General features: G+C 44.1%; 16 protein-coding genes. 8 read left to right on the forward strand and 8 right to left on the reverse strand.

The features are described 5' to 3' along the window. Positions 1–39: 39 nt before the first annotated feature. The 5 genes from QUF19_RS18000 to QUF19_RS18020 all read right to left on the reverse strand — a co-directional run bounded on the left by QUF19_RS18000 (position 40) and on the right by QUF19_RS18020 (position 7,810). Positions 40–3,228 carry an efflux RND transporter permease subunit gene (locus tag QUF19_RS18000; protein ID WP_286301735.1) on the reverse strand — a complete coding sequence of 1,063 codons (3,189 nt, stop codon included), beginning with the start codon at positions 3,226–3,228 and terminating at the stop codon, positions 40–42. 2 nt (positions 3,229–3,230) lie between these two features. Next, positions 3,231–4,478 (reverse strand): efflux RND transporter periplasmic adaptor subunit, encoded by a 1,248-nt coding sequence (locus tag QUF19_RS18005; RefSeq protein WP_286301737.1) that lies wholly within the window; start codon positions 4,476–4,478, stop codon positions 3,231–3,233. Beyond that, positions 4,475–5,923 carry a TolC family protein gene (locus QUF19_RS18010; RefSeq protein WP_286301739.1) on the reverse strand — a complete coding sequence of 483 codons (1,449 nt, stop codon included), beginning with the start codon at positions 5,921–5,923 and terminating at the stop codon, positions 4,475–4,477. The genes QUF19_RS18005 and QUF19_RS18010 overlap by 4 nt, the downstream gene beginning before the upstream one ends. A 113-nt stretch (positions 5,924–6,036) precedes the next feature. Further along, positions 6,037–6,306 carry a hypothetical protein gene (locus QUF19_RS18015; RefSeq protein ID WP_055319859.1) on the reverse strand — a complete coding sequence of 90 codons (270 nt, stop codon included), beginning with the start codon at positions 6,304–6,306 and terminating at the stop codon, positions 6,037–6,039. A gap of 295 nt (positions 6,307–6,601) precedes the next feature. Then, positions 6,602–7,810, reverse strand: a complete 1,209-nt coding sequence (locus QUF19_RS18020; RefSeq protein ID WP_286301743.1) for a NupC/NupG family nucleoside CNT transporter — start codon at positions 7,808–7,810, stop codon at positions 6,602–6,604. A gap of 614 nt (positions 7,811–8,424) precedes the next feature. On the opposite strand from QUF19_RS18020, the gene QUF19_RS18025 reads away from it, so the two are divergent. The 4 genes from QUF19_RS18025 (at position 8,425) to QUF19_RS18040 (ending at position 11,167) form a co-directional block, all read left to right on the forward strand. Further along, a complete protein-coding gene (locus QUF19_RS18025) occupies positions 8,425–8,901 on the forward strand; it encodes a hypothetical protein (protein ID WP_286303319.1) in 477 nt (158 codons plus the stop codon). Between the two features lie 283 nt (positions 8,902–9,184). After that, complete coding sequence (locus QUF19_RS18030; protein ID WP_009845707.1) at positions 9,185–9,454, forward strand: PTS sugar transporter subunit IIB; 270 nt, start codon at positions 9,185–9,187, stop codon at positions 9,452–9,454. Positions 9,455–9,464: 10 nt separating this feature from the next. Further along, complete coding sequence (gene ulaA / locus QUF19_RS18035; protein WP_017110802.1) at positions 9,465–10,721, forward strand: PTS ascorbate transporter subunit IIC; 1,257 nt, start codon at positions 9,465–9,467, stop codon at positions 10,719–10,721. Then, positions 10,718–11,167, forward strand: a complete 450-nt coding sequence (locus QUF19_RS18040; RefSeq protein ID WP_065112715.1) for a PTS sugar transporter subunit IIA — start codon at positions 10,718–10,720, stop codon at positions 11,165–11,167. The genes ulaA and QUF19_RS18040 overlap by 4 nt, the downstream gene beginning before the upstream one ends. Before the next feature lie 182 nt (positions 11,168–11,349). Here the strand turns inward: QUF19_RS18040 and QUF19_RS18045 are convergent, their stop codons facing one another. Next, complete coding sequence (locus tag QUF19_RS18045; RefSeq protein WP_286301750.1) at positions 11,350–12,615, reverse strand: HD-GYP domain-containing protein; 1,266 nt, start codon at positions 12,613–12,615, stop codon at positions 11,350–11,352. A gap of 224 nt (positions 12,616–12,839) precedes the next feature. On the opposite strand from QUF19_RS18045, the gene QUF19_RS18050 reads away from it, so the two are divergent. Then, the gene (locus QUF19_RS18050) at positions 12,840–13,376 is read left to right on the forward strand and encodes a GNAT family N-acetyltransferase (protein WP_286301753.1); all 537 of its coding nucleotides are present in this window, start codon (positions 12,840–12,842) and stop codon (positions 13,374–13,376) included. A 171-nt stretch (positions 13,377–13,547) separates the two neighbouring features. Here the strand turns inward: QUF19_RS18050 and QUF19_RS18055 are convergent, their stop codons facing one another. Together QUF19_RS18055 and QUF19_RS18060 are read right to left on the reverse strand one after the other, a co-directional pair. Then, positions 13,548–14,897, reverse strand: a complete 1,350-nt coding sequence (locus QUF19_RS18055; protein WP_102434132.1) for a sensor histidine kinase — start codon at positions 14,895–14,897, stop codon at positions 13,548–13,550. Next, positions 14,890–15,579 (reverse strand): response regulator transcription factor, encoded by a 690-nt coding sequence (locus QUF19_RS18060; protein WP_102434131.1) that lies wholly within the window; start codon positions 15,577–15,579, stop codon positions 14,890–14,892. Before QUF19_RS18060 ends, QUF19_RS18055 begins: the two co-directional genes overlap by 8 nt. Positions 15,580–16,223: 644 nt before the next feature. On the opposite strand from QUF19_RS18060, the gene QUF19_RS18065 reads away from it, so the two are divergent. The 3 genes from QUF19_RS18065 to QUF19_RS18075 all read left to right on the forward strand — a co-directional run bounded on the left by QUF19_RS18065 (position 16,224) and on the right by QUF19_RS18075 (position 19,668). Then, positions 16,224–18,215, forward strand: a complete 1,992-nt coding sequence (locus QUF19_RS18065) for a putative bifunctional diguanylate cyclase/phosphodiesterase (RefSeq protein WP_286301759.1) — start codon at positions 16,224–16,226, stop codon at positions 18,213–18,215. Between the two features lie 264 nt (positions 18,216–18,479). Beyond that, entirely contained in the window at positions 18,480–18,959 is a 480-nt protein-coding gene (locus QUF19_RS18070; protein WP_102434129.1) for a type II secretion system protein, read from the forward strand. Between the two features lie 178 nt (positions 18,960–19,137). Beyond that, a complete protein-coding gene (locus tag QUF19_RS18075; protein WP_286301762.1) occupies positions 19,138–19,668 on the forward strand; it encodes a hypothetical protein in 531 nt (176 codons plus the stop codon). The last annotated feature ends 392 nt before the right edge of the window (positions 19,669–20,060 follow it).

The raw sequence follows: 20,060 nt of genomic DNA on the forward strand, positions 1-20,060 counted from the left end.
TCGGCATTCATCAGCCTAGATATATTAGCTTAGCCATTGTTAAGCTGTTTGTTCAACGCCTTTTACTCGATTTGTGACTTTAAGAATCAGCGACTTAATCTCACACTGAATCATTAATAATGCAGGCGTCAGAATCAGCGTAATAAACGTCGCAAACAAAATACCGTAGCCTAGCGCCGCTGCCGCAGGAATCAGGAATTGAGCCTGCAAAGACGTTTCACTTAATAGTGGTGTCAAACCTGCGAACGTAGTGACCGATGTAAGTAATACGGCTCTTAATCGACCAGAACACGCTTCAACAATCGCATCGCGAACCGATTTACCTTGCTCCTTAATAAGCTCGTTAAAGCGAGAAACCAACAACAAGCTGTCATTCACCACCACACCGCTCAACGCTAGAATGCCGTTTAACGATAGGATACTGATTGTTAAGTCATTCCACCAGTGTCCTAGGATTGCGCCAACAATACCAAATGGAATCGCCGTCATGATGATCACTGGCTGAATGTAAGACTTCAGCGGGATAGCAAGCAGCGTGTAGATAGCAATCATGGCGAGTACAAACATGCTCATCATTGAGCTCGCGGTCTCTTCTTGCTCTTCCGTTTCGCCTGCAAAGTCGACCGTTAGTCCCGGATATTGCGCTTCTAAATCAGGTACAAAGGTGTCTTGCAGCTGATGAACAAGCTCTGCAGGGGCAACAACGTCTTTGTCTAACACTGCGCTGATGTACACAGCACGTTGGCTATCAATGCGTGTGATTTCTGATACTTGATAATCTGAATGCACTTCAGCAACCGTACTCAAAGGCACCACGGTACCGTCGTTGGTTCTCACGCTTGATTGCTTAATATCCGCAATGGTTTGGCGATCCGATTCTGGGTAACGAACTCGAACTTTCACCTCATCTTTACCACGTTGAAATTGCTGAACTATGTCACCACCAAACGCCTGCAATACTTGTTGTGAAAGGCTTGCCGTATCAAAACCTAGCGCACGGCCTTGTTGTGTTAATTCGAAACGATACTGAGGCTCACCCAGATCCAAGTTATGATCAATGCCACTAACACCGTCAATTGCTTGCAGCTTAGTTAAGAACTCATTGCCCGCCGCCGAAGCTGATTCTTCATTCCACGCTTTCAGTTCAACTTTGAAGTTGTCGACCATCTCCATTTTAGACAAGATTTTGAGCTTCTTAACCCCTTCCATTTGGCCAACAGCCTCTTGCCATGCATCTGCAAACTCGTTCGATGTGTAAACACTGTCGCTGTCCAATTCAATTTTCACTTGGCCAGAATCATCGGCATCGGCGATAACCTGAAGGCTCAGCAGTTCCGATGCTTCATCTTGAGCACCGTATTGCGCTCTCAGTGTTTCATCTGTTTGTGTCGCGGCCGCTTCAAGTACTAATAAGTTTTGTTGGGTTTGGCCAAAACTCGCGTCATTTTGCATCGACATGTCAGCAGTCACGGTGTCGCCAGGCATATCAGGGAAGAATGCCACACGAACCGCCCCCGTCATCGGCAAACCTGCCACCAAGATAAGCAGTGACAAGAAAACCATCACCACGGCATAACGCAGTTTCAGCGCCCATTCAATCACAGGGCAATAGATGCGCTTATTAAACCAACCTAACCCAGTATCGGCAGCATGTTGAACACGAGCCCACAGCCCCTTTTTGTCACTGCGCTTGGTGTTAATGTGCGCAAGGTGAGATGGCAGAATGAATTTAGACTCGACCAAAGACAGCAACAAACAGATAGTCACGACCGTACCGAACTGAGCGTAAATCTGACCCATTTTACCTTCAACGTTAGCCAGTGCTAAGAAAGCAACAACCGTCGTTAGCACACCAAATATGGTCGGTGATGCCACCTTCATGGTGCCTCGAATGGTACTGCCGATCGAGTCGCCTTCTTCCTTGCGTGTGGAGTAGATACTTTCCCCGACCACCACCGCATCATCGACCACTATCCCGAGCGCCATAATGAAACCAAAGGTGGTCATTTCATTGATGGTTAAACCCATAAAAGTGTCGGTCATGAAGAACATAGTGCCAAAGAATACGAACGGTAAGCCCGCTGCTACCCAGAAAGCGACACGCACATTAAGGAATACCGCTAATACGATGAATACCAGAGCAATACCCGTTAACGCATTCTTCACCAACAGGCTCAAACGGTCTTTGATCATGGTACTTTTGTCGTACCAAGTTTCGATTTCGACATCGCTCGGCAGCATGTTGCTGTTTTCCCAGCGCTCTACCACTTGTTGAGCCTGTTCAACGATGCTGACGACGTCTCCGTATTCATCCATCACGATCTGAATCGCCATCGCATTCTGTTGGTTGTAACGAGAAAGCATGAAAGTGTCATCAGCAAACATGTCTTCCACGTTAGCAATGTCACCCAATGTAATTTGAGTGCCATCGGTGGTCGTCATCACCGGAATCGCATTGAAATCTTGGATCTCATACGCCTGCTCAGACACCTTCAAACGAACCGTTTTTTCACCATTACGAAGGCTGGTAGAAATTGCAGCCGAAGATTCCGCGTTGATCGCTTCTGAAACATCAGTCAGAGTTAAGCCGTATGCTTGCAGCTTATTCTCATCAACCTCGACTGAGATCATAGGATCAGCCTTAGCCTTAATCTCTAAGTCACGAATCGCTGATTGGCTCAACAAGTCCGACTTAAGTTGGTCTGCTAAGCTCTGCAACGTTGCTCGATCTGCATCCCCATAAAGCTGTACCCATAAGGCGTGATCTTGCATGCGAGCCTTATCAATCACAGGATTGTCAGCGCCTGCAGGCAGGTTATTAATGGCATCAACCTTAGTTTTAACGTCGGTTAACAGGGTATCAAGATCATAGGTGCTCGTTTTCTCAATCGAAACGTGGCTGCCGTTCGCATCAGAAGTAGACGTAATACGCTTAATGCCCGGCACGGTTTCTAGCGCATCTTCGATCTTAATCGCCAACCCTTCTTCCGCTTGAACAGGGTCACCACTGTCATAAGTCACCGAAACAGTGACAACATCAGGCTCAAGACTTGGGAAAGCCTCTTTACGTAATGTGTTGAGCGATAACACGCCAATAATAATCACGCCAACGAGCAATAAGTTCGCTGCCACAGAATTGTTAGCAAACCACGCGATTACGCCAGTATGCGGTTTATCTGACATCTGATTACTGTGCACTTGGTTATTAGGTTTCAGCTCGTTAGACATAACTAACCCTCCGCCTTAGCCAGTACAACCATGCCTGATTTAAAGCTGCTTAATGGACGCTTGACCACTTGCACACTGTCACTATTTGATTCTGTAAGGCTATTCAGATCCGCAGAGTTGCTCAGTTTGGTAGGGTCGATGTAAATCAAACCGCCCTTTTCAAATTCAACATCCGCGTTTGATTTAGAAAGCAGACCGTTGTCATCCACAAACCACAGGTCACCTTGTTGCGAAAGTGCTGAAGCTGGCAGCTCCCATAATTGGTTTAATTGTTTTCCAGCAATCGTTGCTTGCACGAACGTACCCGGATAAAGATCTTTGTCTTGTTCCAAAGGATTATCGACTTTCACGATCAGTGAACGTTGACGTGTGTCTTGTTGTAAATGCTGCTCTACTCGCTCGACATAGCCTTGCCATTGGAATTGACCGTCAGAACTCGACAGAGTCACTGGCCACGGCTGTTGTTTCAATTGCGAGTTATCGCTGCTCGGCAGACTCAACCATTGGCTTTCAGACAAAGGCACAGAGACTTCAACCTCATCGATGCTGTATAACGTAGCGATCTGCGCGCCCGTTTGTGCGTAGCTTCCCGGTTGAACATCACGGCTCACGACCAACGAATCAAAAGGGGCAACCAAAGTTGTTTTTTCAAGGTCTTGCACAGCCTTCACCAATTCAAGCTTGGCGTTCTCTAAAGCTGCTGTTACTTGTGCCAGTTGTGGCTCACGCAATACCAAAGGTGAATCAGGCTCGCCCGACAAACCAGAACGTTGCCATTCAGACTTAGCTTGTTCGCCTTGTCTCTGTTCTTCCAATAAATCCAGTTGAGCTTGAGCCACATTCGCCTTTGCTTGGGTTACCGCTTGTTGGTAACTGGTCGAATCGATATTGGCGATCACCTCACCTTGGCCAATCACTTGCCCTGTTTCAAACTGCGAACTGATCGTTTCTACTCGGCCGCCGACTTCCGTTGAAAACATCAATTCGTAACGCGACTTCGCTTCTCCGTAACCCACAACTTCTGCTTGGTAGTTACCCAATGTTGCGAGCACCACAGACACTTGCTGCTGTTGTGATACAGCTAAAGTCGTCGTGTCAATATCAACAGACACAGCTTGAGGCTCTGAAACCGTTAGTTCACTCACCTTCTGAGGAGCAGATGCCACTTGAGAACCGTTGTAAGCAAGGGCAGCAAAGATGCTTGAACCAGCCACTAGAGTGATGGCAATTGTGATGGTATTCAGTTTCATGAAGATACTCCCAAGCCCAGAGCTAGGCCTAAATCAATTCGGTTTACGAGACGGTTATAGATGGTTTGTGTTAGCTGCGATTCAAGGTCATAGGTTTGTTGCTGAACAGTAAGTAAATCAAAAATGTCGACCAAACCCTGACGGTATTTCTCTTCATAGCTGGTGAAGCTGCGTTGTGCGCTCACTAAGGCATTCGTTAGATGTTGCTGTTGAAGCGTTAATGACGACTCTTGACCCATCGCGTTCTCCACTTCATTCACCGCACTGAGCAATGTTTCTTGGTAAGCCCAGTAACTGGTTTCAGTGGTTAGGTCTGCAATCTCAGCCTGTGCTTTCAGCTTGCCACCTTGAAACAGTGGTGCTGATACTTGGCCAAGCGCACTCCACAAAGGTCCAGTCAACAAGGCTTCACTCGGAGATTCCGCCATATCGGTTAGGCTTGCAGATAAACTGATCGAAGGCAGCATCGCTTTGTATGCTGCATCAGCTCGTAGTGTTTCCGCTTCGATATTGAAGAAAGCGGCTTGAAGATCCGGACGCCCTGCCAGATCTTGCGTCGGCATGTTGTCTAGCGGATTAATGATGGTTGGGAATGAACCGAGTTCAGCAAGCGATAACTCATCAGATTCACCACTCCACTGCCCAGTTAACAAAACCAATTCACGTCGGCTTTGTGCAAGCTGCTCGCGGTAGTCAGCTAAAGTTGCCTGAGTCGATGCGCTGCTGGTTTTCGCGTTATCCAGATCTTCAAGGCTACCTAGCCCTGCTCGGTAACGTTCTAAAACAAGCTCTTCGTTATTTTCTAGAATCACTAAGCGCTGCGCTTCAATATCAACAAGCTGCTGCTTCAAACTGATATCAAGCCAACCTCTCATCACACTCGCGACCAAAAGATCTTGAGCGCCCTGAAGATTAGCTTGAGACGTCGCTATATCTTTTAAAGCAGCGTTGTTTGTGTCTGCAAGCTTCTGCCATAGGTCAAGCTCCCAACCGACAGTCACATCTGTGGTATAGGTTTCAGTGGTGCTTGAGCCGTTAGTGCCTTCGTCCGCTTTGCCTGAAAAGCTCGCATCTACGGTTGGCAAGCGGTCGCCAGACGTCACACCTTGTTGTGCATAGGCTATTTTGAGTGCTGTGATGCTTTGTTGGAGGCTTGGACTGTTCTGCAGCGCACGCTCGATATAGAGATCGAGTTCTGGTGCATTCACGAGATCGGTGAGTTGCAACTTCTCAGCTTCCAGATCTTGGCCGTTAGAAGCATTTTGATCCAAAGCCTGTTCATCAGAGGCTTGTTGGATCAGCTCTGAGAGCAAGCTTTGCTGCGTTTGATTGGTACTTTGTTCAGCTAGCGATACGTAATCAGCCTGACTGGTTGAAGTACAACCGATCAAACCAATTAGAGCGAGCGCGATGACGGAATGTTTTAAAGGAAGATTCAATTTCATCTTCTTGTCTCCTGTAAGAATGGAGACAAGATAACGAGTTGGAGGTTAAGAGAGGGTTAAGGCGAACGTTAACCCTAAAGAAAATGCATAGAGCGTACGTTTAAACTTCTGATTTACGCTTCTGACTTGCTTGAGAAGAGCCCACCGATCTTATATCCAATCGCATAACAAACCACAGCAATAGTCACAAACACCAATGCTGAGAAGAAGTACGCCACCGATGCTGCTACGCCAGTGCCCCACACAACGCTGAACACCAAACCAAGATAAGCCTCTTGCGGCCACTGAGAGATAGGAAACTGAGTACCACCAGCAATAAGATAAACCATTGCAAACAAGCCGATAAAGGCGGTGATAAGACCGATGAGAACGCGCATATTCATGGGAAGGCCCTTGATTTATTGGACTTGGTTACTTTTGTTCTGGTGAAAACCGATTGTTCTTAATCGAAACCGAACGTTATTAATCGCAACCTAATGATATTCAAGTATATCGGATAAAACAGGCTTGCTCTATTACTCTTCCGAGTGAGCCTTATACACTACAGAGTAATGAAAGTGGTGGTTTGAATCTGAATCAACTAAAGCAGCAGGCACAAAAAAGCGGAAACCTTCTTACGTAAACTCCGTAAGCAAGATACCCGCTTTTATTGAATCTAACTATTTTACTGAATCTAGCTTAAAGTAGGATGAAGATACCCGCTAAACATGCACTCATTAGGTTGGCTAGCGTACCAGCAGCAACGGCTTTCAAGCCTAAGTTTGCTACTTCAGCACGACGCTCTGGTGCCATCACACCGATAGAACCCAGTTGAATCGCGATTGAGCCAATGTTAGCAAAGCCACACAAAGCAAAAGTTACAATTACTTGGCTGTGTTCAGATAGTAGCTCTTTGTTCTCTACGAAGTCGATGAAAGCAACGAACTCGTTCATTACGATTTTCTGACCGATGTAAGAACCCGCCATCAAGACTTCATCACTTGGAATACCAATCAGCCATGCTAGTGGTGAGAAAAGGTAACCGAAGATAGCTTGCAGCGTAATACCCGCAAAACCGAACGTTTCACCTAAGCTTTCAAGGCCCGTGTTGACCATTGCAATCACACTCACGAATGCAATCAACATAGTACCAACGGCTACTGCCACCTTCATACCGTTCATCGCGCCGCTTGCCAATGCATCGATCACGTTGCTTTGGTCAGCTTTATCTAGCTCAATGTGCTCATAGTCACTTGGCGTGTTGCGCTCAGGAACAATGATCTTCGCCATCAATAAACTACCAGGAGCCGCCATGAAGCTTGCTGCGATAAGGTATTTAAGCTCAACACCTAATCCTGCATAGCCACCAAGCACACTACCCGCAACAGACGCCATACCACCAGCCATGACAGCAAACAGTTCAGAACGAGTCATAGATTTTAAAAACGGACGAATAAGAAGAGGAGACTCACCCTGAGAAAGGAAGATGTTGCCCGTAGCGACCAAGGATTCAGCTTTGCTGGTGCCCAGCAGTTTTTGCACCGCTCCACCAAGAACTTGAATCACTTTTTGCATGATGCCTAAGTAATAAAGTGCCGAGATCAAAGCGCTAAAGAAGATGATAATAGGAAGAACGCGAATCGCGAAAATGAAACCATCAGTAGCAAGGTCACCAAAAAGGAAAGCGATACCAGCGTCCGCAAAACCAAGCAGGCTTGAAACACCATTGCTCATGCTCGTTAGTGCTAATTGTCCCCATGGGAAATACAACACTAAGGCTGCAAAACCAATTTGAAGTAACAATGCACGAGACACGGTTTTCCAGTTAATAGAAGAGCGACTCTCAGATAGCAGACATGCGCAAGCAATCAGTGCAATAACACCGACAAGACCAAATAGAATATTCATAATGTGTCCTAGCAATCCTTAAAGAGTGAACATGAGCCAAATAAATGACATCAAAGGAATAGGACAAAGAACCGCAAGCAAAACGCTACGCGATGAAGGAGCTAACAAGGTTAGCGAGTGTGACAACGAGTTGTTCATGTAAAAATTCACCTTATACAAGCAGTGGAACGTAGCTGGTCCGGTCCGTGGGGTCATTCACATATCCATGTGACGGCTTGTATTGGCTAAGCACCGGCTTAAAACCGGAAAAGAAGTATAAACAGTTAAGTGAGACTTTCATCACATTTCTTGACGCAAACGTTCGCGCGGTCAAGGATTAAACAAAACGCGGTGTTTATCATCATTTACGTGCTTCAAAAGCTGTAAACAATCTGTATGAGATTGATTTTGGAATGTTAAATCTTTAAGAGTAATCGAGTAATCACTCGGTTAATTCTGTGTCATTCTTTAAGCTTTTCTGTGCTCTACCTCATTTCCGAACACTTCAATATTCATCTTGAGTTTAGATACGTATATACTTTGTTTGATCTCACAAAATAATTATCTATAAAATTCCAATAGAGCTGATTAGATATAACGGCCTTCGAGACTAAGAGAGGAAACACGTGAAGAAAATGGACGCTCCACACGACATGACGAACGGATCTAAATTCAAAACAAATAGACACGGCTATGTGACAGTAGTTGAATATTATAATACCTATACTGTTATTGTCGCGTTTGAAAACACCGGAAATATCCGCGCTATCAGTGCGGCGAAATTACGTACAGGTCAACTTACCGATCGTTCTGTTGCGCCTGAATCAATTATGATTGGTGAAAAAGTTGAATCCGTTAAACATGGTATTCTTACTATCACTCAAGTTGAATCTGAAAACATTGTCGTTCTCACTAATGCTAATAACGAAGAAATTAGAATGTTATTACCCGCAGTGCAAAGAATGAAAGGCAAGGTAGAAGAAATCGACAGTGAAAAAACCGAGACGCCAAAACCAACCTCTCTGAGTCAATTAACCAAAAGAAATAAAAAGACCAAAGACGTTAATAATATGCTTAAGAAGATGCTTACCGACTATGGTCGATACGATTAGTGCATTAATTCCGCTATAAACTCCACAATATTCACATTCCGATAGACAAATAAAATAAGCCCTGCCTTTCTCAATAAAATACGTTGCATATTCGAGTGAAAAGTTAAATTTGATCAAAGTCTCACTCTGGATCTTTACCACAAATTAACGAGATCTACTTCACAATCTCATTTTGACTTTGTGATGTAGATCTTATTGAAATCTCAATATTTCCATTACTATGCTCTCACACAATAAGAGAACGAAGTTTCTCAACCCTTAAAATCCAATTGAGACAAATATTATGAAAAAGATTCTTGTAGTTTGCGGTAACGGCCTTGGTACTTCACTTATGATGGAAATGGCAGTAAAAGAAGTGGCTAAAAAAATCGGTTTCGAAGCAGAAGTTGATCACGAAGATCTATCATCTGCAGCATCAAGCAATGCTGATATTTGGGTAGCAGCAACAGACGTTGCAAACCAACTAAAAGAAGGCGGCAAAGAAAACATAATCAGCCTTAAAAATATTTTTGACAAAGCATCAATCGAAGAACAACTAAAAACTTTCATGTAAGGTCAAAACTATGCAAAACTTTTTCGAGTTCATGCTCGGCTTATTAAAAGAGCCGGCGATCATGGTAGGTTTAATAGCTTTCATTGGCCTTGTTGCACAGAAAGCAGATATTTCCACCATTCTAAAAGGCACAATTAAAACCGTAATGGGTTTCCTAATTTTAGGTTTTGGTGCTGGTGCCCTTGTTGGCGCTCTAAATAACTTCTCAGTTGTATTTACAGAAGCATTCGGTGTACATGGTGTTATTCCAAATAACGAAGCGATTGTGGCATTAGCACAAGAAGCATTCGGTTATGAAATGGCTCTAATCATGTTCTTTGCATTCGTTGTGAATATTTTATTGGCTCGTTTAACTCCTTTAAAATATATTTTCTTAACGGGTCACCACACCATGTTTATGTCGATGTTAGTGGCAGTTATTCTGTCTTCAGCTGGCATCGAAGGAACCGTTTTAGTCGCTATTGGTGCAATTCTAGTCGGCACACTGATGGTTGTGATGCCTGCACTAGGCCAGAAGTACACTGAAAAAGTAATGGGTACAGACCAACTGGCTATCGGTCACTTCTCTACCCTTTCTTACATCGTGTCTGGTTTCATTGGTAGCAAGTTCGGTGACACATCGAAAACAACGGAAGACATTCAAGTTCCTAAAAGCCTGATGTTCCTACGTGATACGCCAGTTGCAGTTGCAACAACCATGGCTATCTTCTTCATGCTTGCGTCTATTATTGCTGGCGGTGAGTTTGTAGAAACAGTATCAAGCGGTCAAAACTGGGTTGTCTTCACCTTCATGCAATCTCTCATCTTTGCGGGTGGTGTTTACATCGTGCTGCAAGGTGTGAAGATGCTAATTGCTGAAATCGTTCCTGCATTTAAAGGTATTTCGGACAAACTGGTACCGGGTGCAAAACCTGCTCTTGATTGCCCTATGGTATTCCCAGTAGCGCCAAACGCAGTACTTATCGGCTTCCTATGTTCTTTCGGTGCTGGTCTACTCGCAATGGCAGTACAAGGCGCGCTTGGTTGGACAATCATTGTAGCGGGCGTTGTTCCTCACTTCTTCGTTGGTGGCGCGGCTGGTGTTTACGGTAACGCAACAGGCGGTTTACGCGGTGCAATCCTAGGTTCATTTACGCAAGGTCTGTGTATCTCTTTCCTACCGATGCTGCTACTTCCAGTACTGGGTGGCCTAGGTCTTGAAGCAACAACATTTGCTGACTTCGACTTCGGTGTGGTTGGTCTGATTCTAGGGTGGATTGTTTCATGAGCCTGTTTGATTTAGTTGGTAACCAAGGCGTTATCATCAACTCTGAAGAGAACCTAACGGTTGATGCGGCGATTGATGTGACATGTTCAACACTGCTAGCGAGCAACAAAATCGAAGCTAGCTATGTTGAAGCTATCAAGCAAAAGCACAAGGACATCGGCGCGTACTATGTTCTAGCACCAAAGATTGCCATGCCACATGCTCGACCTGAAGATGGCGTTAACGAAGCATCACTGCAGGTAACGGTATTCAAGAAGGGTGTTGATTTAGAGTCGGAAGACAACGGTGACGTTTATCTTTCAATTACTCTGGCGGCAATGGATTCAGATAGCCATATCCATACTATTATGGCGCTGTCTGAACTGTTCCAAAATGATGATGACATTGATGCCATTATCGCAGCGGAAACAGAGCAAGCGATCATCGATATCTTAAAGCGATACTAGCTTCAATTTTTAGGTCTTAACCTTTAGCTCCTACTGATGTTTAGTTCCTACTGATGTTTATCTCCTGAAAGCCCCCATTAAAAAAGCGATAGCCGAGGCTATCGCTTTTCTGTTTCTGGTGCTTAGTCATTTCTCATCGAGAGTAAATTAAGACATCCCTCCCCCAAAAAGACTCGTTCGTACTAAAACGCGAACATTCTTTTATCGGTCGATAATTCGAAGCAGTACTGTGCATGCTTTTCAAGACATTCAAACACTTCTCGGTCTAGCTTATAGTTTTCAACATGGTCTCTCAAAATAGCCATCGTCTGTTTTAACGTCATACCACCACGATAAGGACGTGACTGAGATAATGCTTGGAACACATCAACTACTGCGACGATCCGACTCGGTTGATCTAATTCTTCCGCCGTTTTGCCCATCGGGTAGCCTGAGCCATCTAACCTTTCATGATGGTTGGATGCCCATTGGCAAACCTGCGGAGAACTAAACAACTCTTGCAGTGCAAATCGAGTATCCGTTGCATGTCGTTTAATACAACAATACTCCTCTTCGGTTAGCAAATCCGGCTTATGAAGAATGTCATTAGGTGTTTGCAGTTTGCCGATGTCATGAACTAACCCAGCTAAATAGAGTTTGCGCTGAGTGGTGTATGAGTAACCCAACTGCTTAGCAAGATATTCAGAGAGTTGACCTACCTTCAAAGAGTGCTTAAAGGTAAATGAACTCTTGGTATCAACCACGTTGGCAATGAATTCGGCAAAAGCCACGGTCTCATCCAACGACATTTGTTGAGAGAAGAACGGCACAGGTGCAAAGTTGTCCCGCATGTTCTCAATGTAAGGAATCTCCATCGAGAACCAAAAATCATCCAGATCGACAAGCTCACACATATGTTGCACAAGGTTGGTTTCGAACATCTCGTCTGCTTGCTCAGTCAAACGTTCAATAATGCTCGCTTTACCATCCGGAGTCAGGTTTCCATACCGATCTGAAGAAGTGATGCCGTATAGATAGTCTACTCGATCCGCGAGCATGACAATCGCAGCCAACTCCTTCTCTAACTCACTGATCGGCATCGCCTTTAACTCAACCCAAGGGGTATGATGGTAAAGCACCGGCTTAGCGAATATAGAAAGAACTGGGCATTCCTTTAGGATTTGGTAGCCCTTTTGACAATGGTGATAGCTCGCATCAGGAACAAACCCTGAAGTCAGGCTGAGCTGCTCATCAATTTGCGATACGCCACAGTCGTGAATTAACCCCAATGAGAACGCAAGTTGCGCCTGCTCTTCTTCCCACCCGACACTCAGAGCACATCGATACGCGATGTAACCCACCCTCTGTCCATGATTTTTGCTTTCAAAACCGACGTTATCAAGCGCCTTCGCAATACCAAATAGAGCCTTTCTAAGGTCTACGGTTACATTCTGGCAATGTTGAATCATTATTTAAGCCTAGCATTTTTATAGTTTTTATATATTTAGGCTGCCAATACTAATGCATAGCTAATGATTATATACACAACTATTGTAAGGTTTAACGAGTTTCGTGATAGAACTAACGTATCACGTAATATCCGTGCTACAAGTTGTTGCATATTGTTTATTATGCGACATTATATCCTGCTGTTAATCGTACATTTTCAAACCAACCGAGGACTTAAACACGTATGTTCGAAACTGTTATAGACGAAGAGCTCTCCATCGCATTGGTCGAAGAAAGCTTCGCTACCCATTACGCTGACTATTCACAAAGCCAAAATGATTACCTTAGCCAGTGGCTAGCATGGCCACCGCACTGTAAAACAGAGCAAGACTTTAGGATTTTTATCCAGCGTTCGTTACACGATTATGCTGAAGGGAAAAGCATGACATGTGCCATCGTGTATCAAGGGAAGATCGTCGGTAACTGCAGTTTCAACACCATCGACCACAATACCAAGAAAGTAACGATTGGCTATTGGGTGTCACAGACTCAACAAGGCAAAGGCATCGTCACTCGTGTGGTTCAGAAACTGATTGATATTGCTTTCAATGAGTTAGATATGGAAAAGATTGAAATATCAGCCGCCACTGAGAACATGAGCAGCCGTAAAGTTTGTGAACGCTTACATTTCACATTGGAAGGCATCATCACTTGTAACGAAAACTTGAATGGTCGCATCATCGATCACGCTATTTATGGCCTGCATCGTTCAAAGCGATAAGCGATAGCTATTTGAAAATTCCAGAACGTAGCGGGCAAGTTGACGATAAACACGCGTAGATTAAAAACAACAAAGCCACGGCATTCGACCGTGGCTTTGTTGTTTTACGAACTTAGAACTTAGAACTTAGAACTTAGAACTTAGAACTTAAGTAGATCTTAAAGCACCCAGCTATGCGACCTTAGGAATCACGATACTAAATTTAGCACCACCGTGATTGCTGTCATCTATCTTGATATCCCAAGCTAGCTTCTTAGCGGCCGAAATGGCAATCGCAAGCCCCAACCCAGAGCCTCCTGTGGCCGACGTTCTGCTTGAGTCTAGACGAGAAAACGGCAGAAAGACTTCATCCCGTCTATCTTCTGGAATCCCAGAACCATTGTCTTCAATAACTACTAACCAACTCTCGGAGTTTTCGTCCAGAGTCATCCAAATTTTATCTTGCGTGTAGTTACCCGCGTTCTTGAGAATATTATCGAACACCAAACGAGCCATCATGCAATCGCACTTAATATCGAAATCTCGCGTTATCTTAGATTCAAAGCTGATGTTGTCTAATTCCGAATAACGAATCCTATCCAAGCAATACTCAGCAAGATCCGCTCTCACCTTCACCAGCTCAAAGAAAGAGTTATCCATCACGTTCAACTTCGACAGCATGATAATCTCCGAGGTCAGCTCGTTGATGTCTTCAATATAACCATCAATGTCATCAAACAACGCTTGATGATGACTTGGTGCGCCTCTCCTTAAGAGATCCGTCGCGAGCTGAATCCGACTCAACGGCGTACGAACTTCATGTGGGATCGCTTGGGCAAAGATATGACTTTGTTTAACTTTGCTTTCGATCTCTTCAGCCATGACGTTAAAGCTACTCGCAAGATCAGACACTGGATGTATCTCATCCATACTGGAACGGGTACTCAACTTACCTCGACCAAACTGCTTCTGCTTCTCAACCAGTAACTCGATTCTTTCCTGAAAACGTCTCACAGGTAAATAAACACTTGCGCCAATTGCCACGATGACCGCCAGCAACAGCCCTAATAGAAAATGCCTTTCAGAATCTTCATACCATTCAATATCAGGAGAGAAAAAGTCACCTACCTCGCTGAATGCGAAGCTAAATTTAGAATTTGGTAATTGAAATACAGCCGAATAGAGATTGTTTTCGCTGAGGTAAATCGGCACCCCATTCAAGGTGGTGTATAACTCACATTTTTGACAAGGAGCCTCTCCCGACCAATTTTCTAACAGGCGTAAATTGAAGATATAAAATTGTTGGTAGCCTGTTTTGTCGAGTTCTTGGTATAGCGAGTTCACTTGGTTGTGCTGACGAATATACTGTTCAACAAAGTAAGAACCATCGTTAAGAAACGTTTCTATCTCGGTTCTTCGCATGTGCCCTTCACCAAGGTTCAAGAACAAGAAGATCGTCGCCGACATCCCAGTCACAATACCAAGGTATAAACGGGCGAACATAGAAACCGAACGTAACTTAGTAACAATAAACTTACGCAACCAGCATGTACCCCTTGTTGCGAACCGTGCGGATCAACTGTTTGTCTTTTGCGTGCATACGCAGCTTGCGACGCAATCCTGAAACTCGCATATCAATCGAGCGGTCATTAAACGCGTAATCAATCCCTCTAAATAACTGACAGCACTGATCTCGAGTCACAACCTGACAGATGTTATTGACCAGAAGGTTTAGGATTTCAAATTCAGCAGAGGTCAGCTTGAGGTTTTGTCCATATAACGTGGCACTTTGCGCCGTATTATTAATGACAATATCACACTGTTTTTCAGTACCAGTATCCGTTATACCAACCACAGGTGACGCTCTGCGCAGCAAAGCCTCAATGCGGGCTAACAGCGCGTGACCACGAATAGGCTTAGTGACGTAGTCGTCTGCACCAAACTTAAATAAGCTAACTTCGCTCATCTCATCCGCTGAAGCGGTAAGCACCAAGATGATTCCGTTGTAGAACTCACGAGCCTGGCGGCAAATTTGAGCACCACTCAAACCGGGTAGCATCAGATCTAACAAAACAAGATCAGGTTCAGTATTACGAATCGCTTCAAGCGCTAAATTCCCATCATGAACAACGCTGACATTGTAACCTTCCGCTTCAAGATAAAGCGTCGTTAAACGAGCGATCTCTTGGTCATCTTCGACAATGAGCACTTTGGTTTTCGACATTCCTATCACCAGTATTTATTAAAAGCGAGGGCAGTATATATACTGGTCATATATCATCAATGTTGTTATTAGAGCCTTAACTTTACCGTACGCAAATCATTGTAATCACTTTTGTACATACACGTTTACAAAATACGTAGCTCAGCAACCAGTGCGCCTGAGTTTATGAAGGTTCTAGTAAACAAGGATAATCACGTTGGCGGTTCTACATGTTCATTCAATGCTTACATTTGCTTTATTTTCTTACGCGCACTTACATTTAAGGCATTTACAAATTCCAATCAAATCAACTACCCACACACTCAACACATATCAGTTAATAGCACTGAAAATGAATAGATTAGCGGCCTAAAAAACCGCTCAAATGAACTTACAATCAAAAGAAATCGATTACCTTATGAGTTCACCAGTGTTTTCCATTGTTAAGCACACGACAACGCCTGTTAAGCGATCGGCTCTTCACGTACCATTCATCCAGCTAATAAATTGAATCCATATAAGCATTAATCACGTCATCACTGGGTTCTCTTTAAGATGAATAAATCGCTTTCACTGCTGCTAACCACCACAGCTTTGATTTCAAAATCGTCTTCTACTGACGGTTAAAAACCAGAATCCAATTTAATAAGCAGCCTACTGAATGCGTGAGTTCGGTTGGCATCGTTCGCCCAAAATATCCGTTTGCCGAGTTTAATATGATGACAAGTTATCAACCTTTCGAGTATCTCCAGTGTCCTATTTGGATATATGACATTGATAACAAGAGAATAACTTGGGCAAACAGCAGCGCCCTGCCTCTCTGGGAATCTGAATCTCTGTTTGAGCTGACATCGCGTGACTTTAGTGTAGAAATGTCAAAGGCGATAGAAGCCACACTTGAAGAGTACCAAAGGCAATTTCAGCGAAACCAAAGCATCAAAACATGGTGGAACTTCACGCCCAAGTACATTGCTAAGCGGGCACTGTGTTTGTTTTCTGGGATCCCATTGCCAGACGGCCGAACTGGAATGCTGGTGCAAGTCATCGCAGAAGAAGGTAGCCTAAAGCACGACCTCGCTTGTTCTGATGGCTCTAACCTATCCCTTCTGTTTGATAGATCGGGAGCGGTAGTGAGTGCTAACTCTGCATTTTCCCAAAACTATGGTTCGCCGTTTACCACCCTTTCCGATTTCGTTTCAAGTGAAGAAATAGCCGCCCAATGGTTGTTTTCAGCACGTAAAGGCCAAGAGATTTTAGAAGAAGTCAGCTGCCATATTGGTGATAAAGCCCACCACTTTGATGTGCAGGGAAAATGGCTATTTGATAAGAGTGAGCTGCTGTTAAACCTGACTTGCACAACCAAACAGAAAGAGAAGCTGATAAAGGCCAGATACAACGCGGAACACGACTGCCTAACTGAGCTTTACAATCGCCGTGGCATCACCAACCTTCTGGAAACCAGCATCGCCTATCGCTCACCTTTTGAATTGATGTTCGTTGACCTTGATGGCTTCAAACTGGTGAATGACACCTATGGCCACAGTGTCGGTGACCAACTGCTCAAACAAGTGGGTGAACGCCTGAAACAGCTCGTTGATGAAACCTGTATGATCGGCCGATTTGGTGGCGACGAATTCATTGTGATTGCCCACACCTGCCGAAACCACAACATCCCGCTGCTATGCTCGCGTATTATTGATGCACTGAATAGAAGCTTCCATATCCGTGGCATTGGCACACTTTCTGTTGGATGTAGCATTGGTACGGCGCATTTCCCTGATAACGCAGTGGACCAAGAGTCATTACTTAAGCAAGCAGGTATGGCAATGCACATTGCTAAAGCCAATGGTCGAAACCGCTTCCAGACTTTCACGCCGAACTTAGCGCAGATCCTTCATAGGAAAGTAGAAATCCGCCATCGATTGACTCAAGCCTTGGAAAACGACGACCTTAATCTGCATTATCAGCCGATCATGAACATCAACCACGGTAAGGTGAAAGGGTTTGAAGCACTGCTGCGTTGGTCAGACAAAGAGCTCGGTAATATTGGCCCTGATGAATTCATCACTCTGGCGGAAGAAACCGGCCAGATCGTCCCGCTAGGAAAGTGGGTGCTCAATTCTGCCCTTAAGCAGCTATCGATATGGCATCGAGAGTTTGATAGTGAACTGATGATGAGCATTAATATCTCGAGTATTCAGATGCACGCGACCTTTGCTGAACAACTGTCGGCCATGCTTAACTTCTACAATATCCACCCTCAAAGCATCGCCCTTGAAATCACCGAATCCTCAATGATTTTCAAACACGGTGAAGTTAGGCAGGCACTGAACGATATATCCAAACTGGGTGTTGAGCTTCACCTTGACGATTTCGGCACTGGTTATTCCTCTCTATCCATGTTGCACGACCTACCAATTAGCACGGTTAAACTCGATAAAAGCTTTGTCCACGGTTCGCACAAAGGAAGTAAAGCGATTGTCCAGGCGACCCATGCTATCTGTGACAAATTGGGGTTAAAGGTAGTGGCTGAAGGCGTCGAGACCGAAACCCAAAAAGACTTCTTAATCGACTGTGGATACCAGTATCTTCAAGGATTTTTGTTCAGTAAGCCGATTCCCTCAAATGAAGTCGAGATTCAATTTTTGTCCGCTTGATCAATCGGCAACTAAAGATTTATTTATCAATAAGTTAGGATGTCGATTATTTAGTAAGCAAGGTAGCGGTTTCTTTGTTAACGCTTACGTAGGCTTACATTGCACCAATCAAGAGAAAGCCAATCTTAACCCATTGTTTATTAACAACTTAAACATAAATAACAGTTCATATAGAGGTATGCGCTTATACCTACTCATTGTAATGACTTTGGCATTTCGATTACTCTCCAAAAGTACCGTACTCAGATTCAATAATTGGTAAATATGAGCAGACAAAACGGCTTCACTCTCTTAGAACTTATCGTCGCTTTATTAATCTTAGCGGTGGTTTCTGCCGCGGCCATGGTCAAGTTTTTAGACATCCAAGGAAGTGCTCGAGCGAGTAAAATACACGACGTGGCCGGCAACCTACGCACAGGCATCGATATGATCTACGCTAAATCTGCAATCGGTGGTGTCGAAGGGCAATGTAACTACGTTGAGAAAACCGAGGTTGAAACCTATTACGTTTGTCATGGTTACCCAATCGCTTATGTCGATTCCTTAAGGCGCTTACTTAACATTGATGAAACTGAACTTCACGTCATCAACAAGGAAGTCATACCTGACAGCAATGCAGAGCGAGTCGCCGCTATCTCTTTTGACACTGACAACTACACCTATTTACCTGAAGGTGATTTTTGTCAGGTGCTGTATCAGCCAGAAAAAGAACCACAAATCGTCGTCCTTGATGGCGCATGTTAATCGACATTCACCGCTTGCCACCTACACATAAAACCGTACTTTCGTCTTCAGGTTCGAGTTAGTTTTATTCACTTTATGTCAGTTCTTGTTTAGCTCATTCTTGATTGTGTCGCGACTCATATTTGAGCCTCGTTATTTCGTACACTTTTTCCATCCTTACAAAATGAGAAAGAGAATCATGAACAAGAACACCTTCGTTTTACCAGCTATCGTCATTTCAACGGTATGTATGTCATTGTCTGCATTTGCAAATAGCCGTGACAACTCTATCGAAGCTGGTGTGACTTTCATCGGAAATCAAGAACTGGCAAGCTTCGGCTACAGTAAAGAGTTATCGAACAACATCGTTGTCGGTGGCGGTTTCTCATTAGGTACGGAAGCAGTAGATTTAAATGAGCCAAACTCACAAGATGCATGGGGCTTATACTCCAACATCGGCTATAAGTTTGAAATCGCCGAGTTCGATATCATCCCCAAGATCGGTATTAACTATTTGAATGCAGATGTGGAGTTTGACAATGCTTCATCTAACGACCTCAATATCGATAACGTCTATGGGTCAATAGGTACAACCGTAAACTGGCGCATGATAGGCCTAACGTTGGATTACGGTAAGATCAATGATTCAGCAATGGTGCCAGATGGTTCAGGTGGCACAAAACCATTTGAAGAAGATGTAGTGCGTGTTACCGCAAGCTTCAATTTCTAGCTTTAGCTTTCAATTGCTAAAACCTTAGTTTTCTATTTCTTACCAAAAGAAAGCTGTAGAAAGAGAAAGTATCGAGAGCTCCTATTAGTCAGCCTAATTAGGGGCTTTTTTTAACCCTGTACATAAAGCGAGACCGATTCACTTAGAACTATGTTTGATTGTGCATGTAAATTAATCAAAAGCCACTTTTTCTTTCTGGTTATAACTCATTCAAAAAGAATGTTTATTGAATCAAATTGTTAATATAGTAAGATTTCACCAGTGACATGGGCATTATGCGAACTCCACTCATATCAAATTGAAATATTCTTCAACAAAATAGAGCACAAACACTAACCAAAAGCAGCTTATTCATGGAATCAACATCACAGTTCAACCGACCTAACGCTTTG

This window comes from Vibrio sp. FE10, from assembly GCF_030297155.1.
GTDB lineage: Bacteria > Pseudomonadota > Gammaproteobacteria > Enterobacterales > Vibrionaceae > Vibrio > Vibrio apostichopi.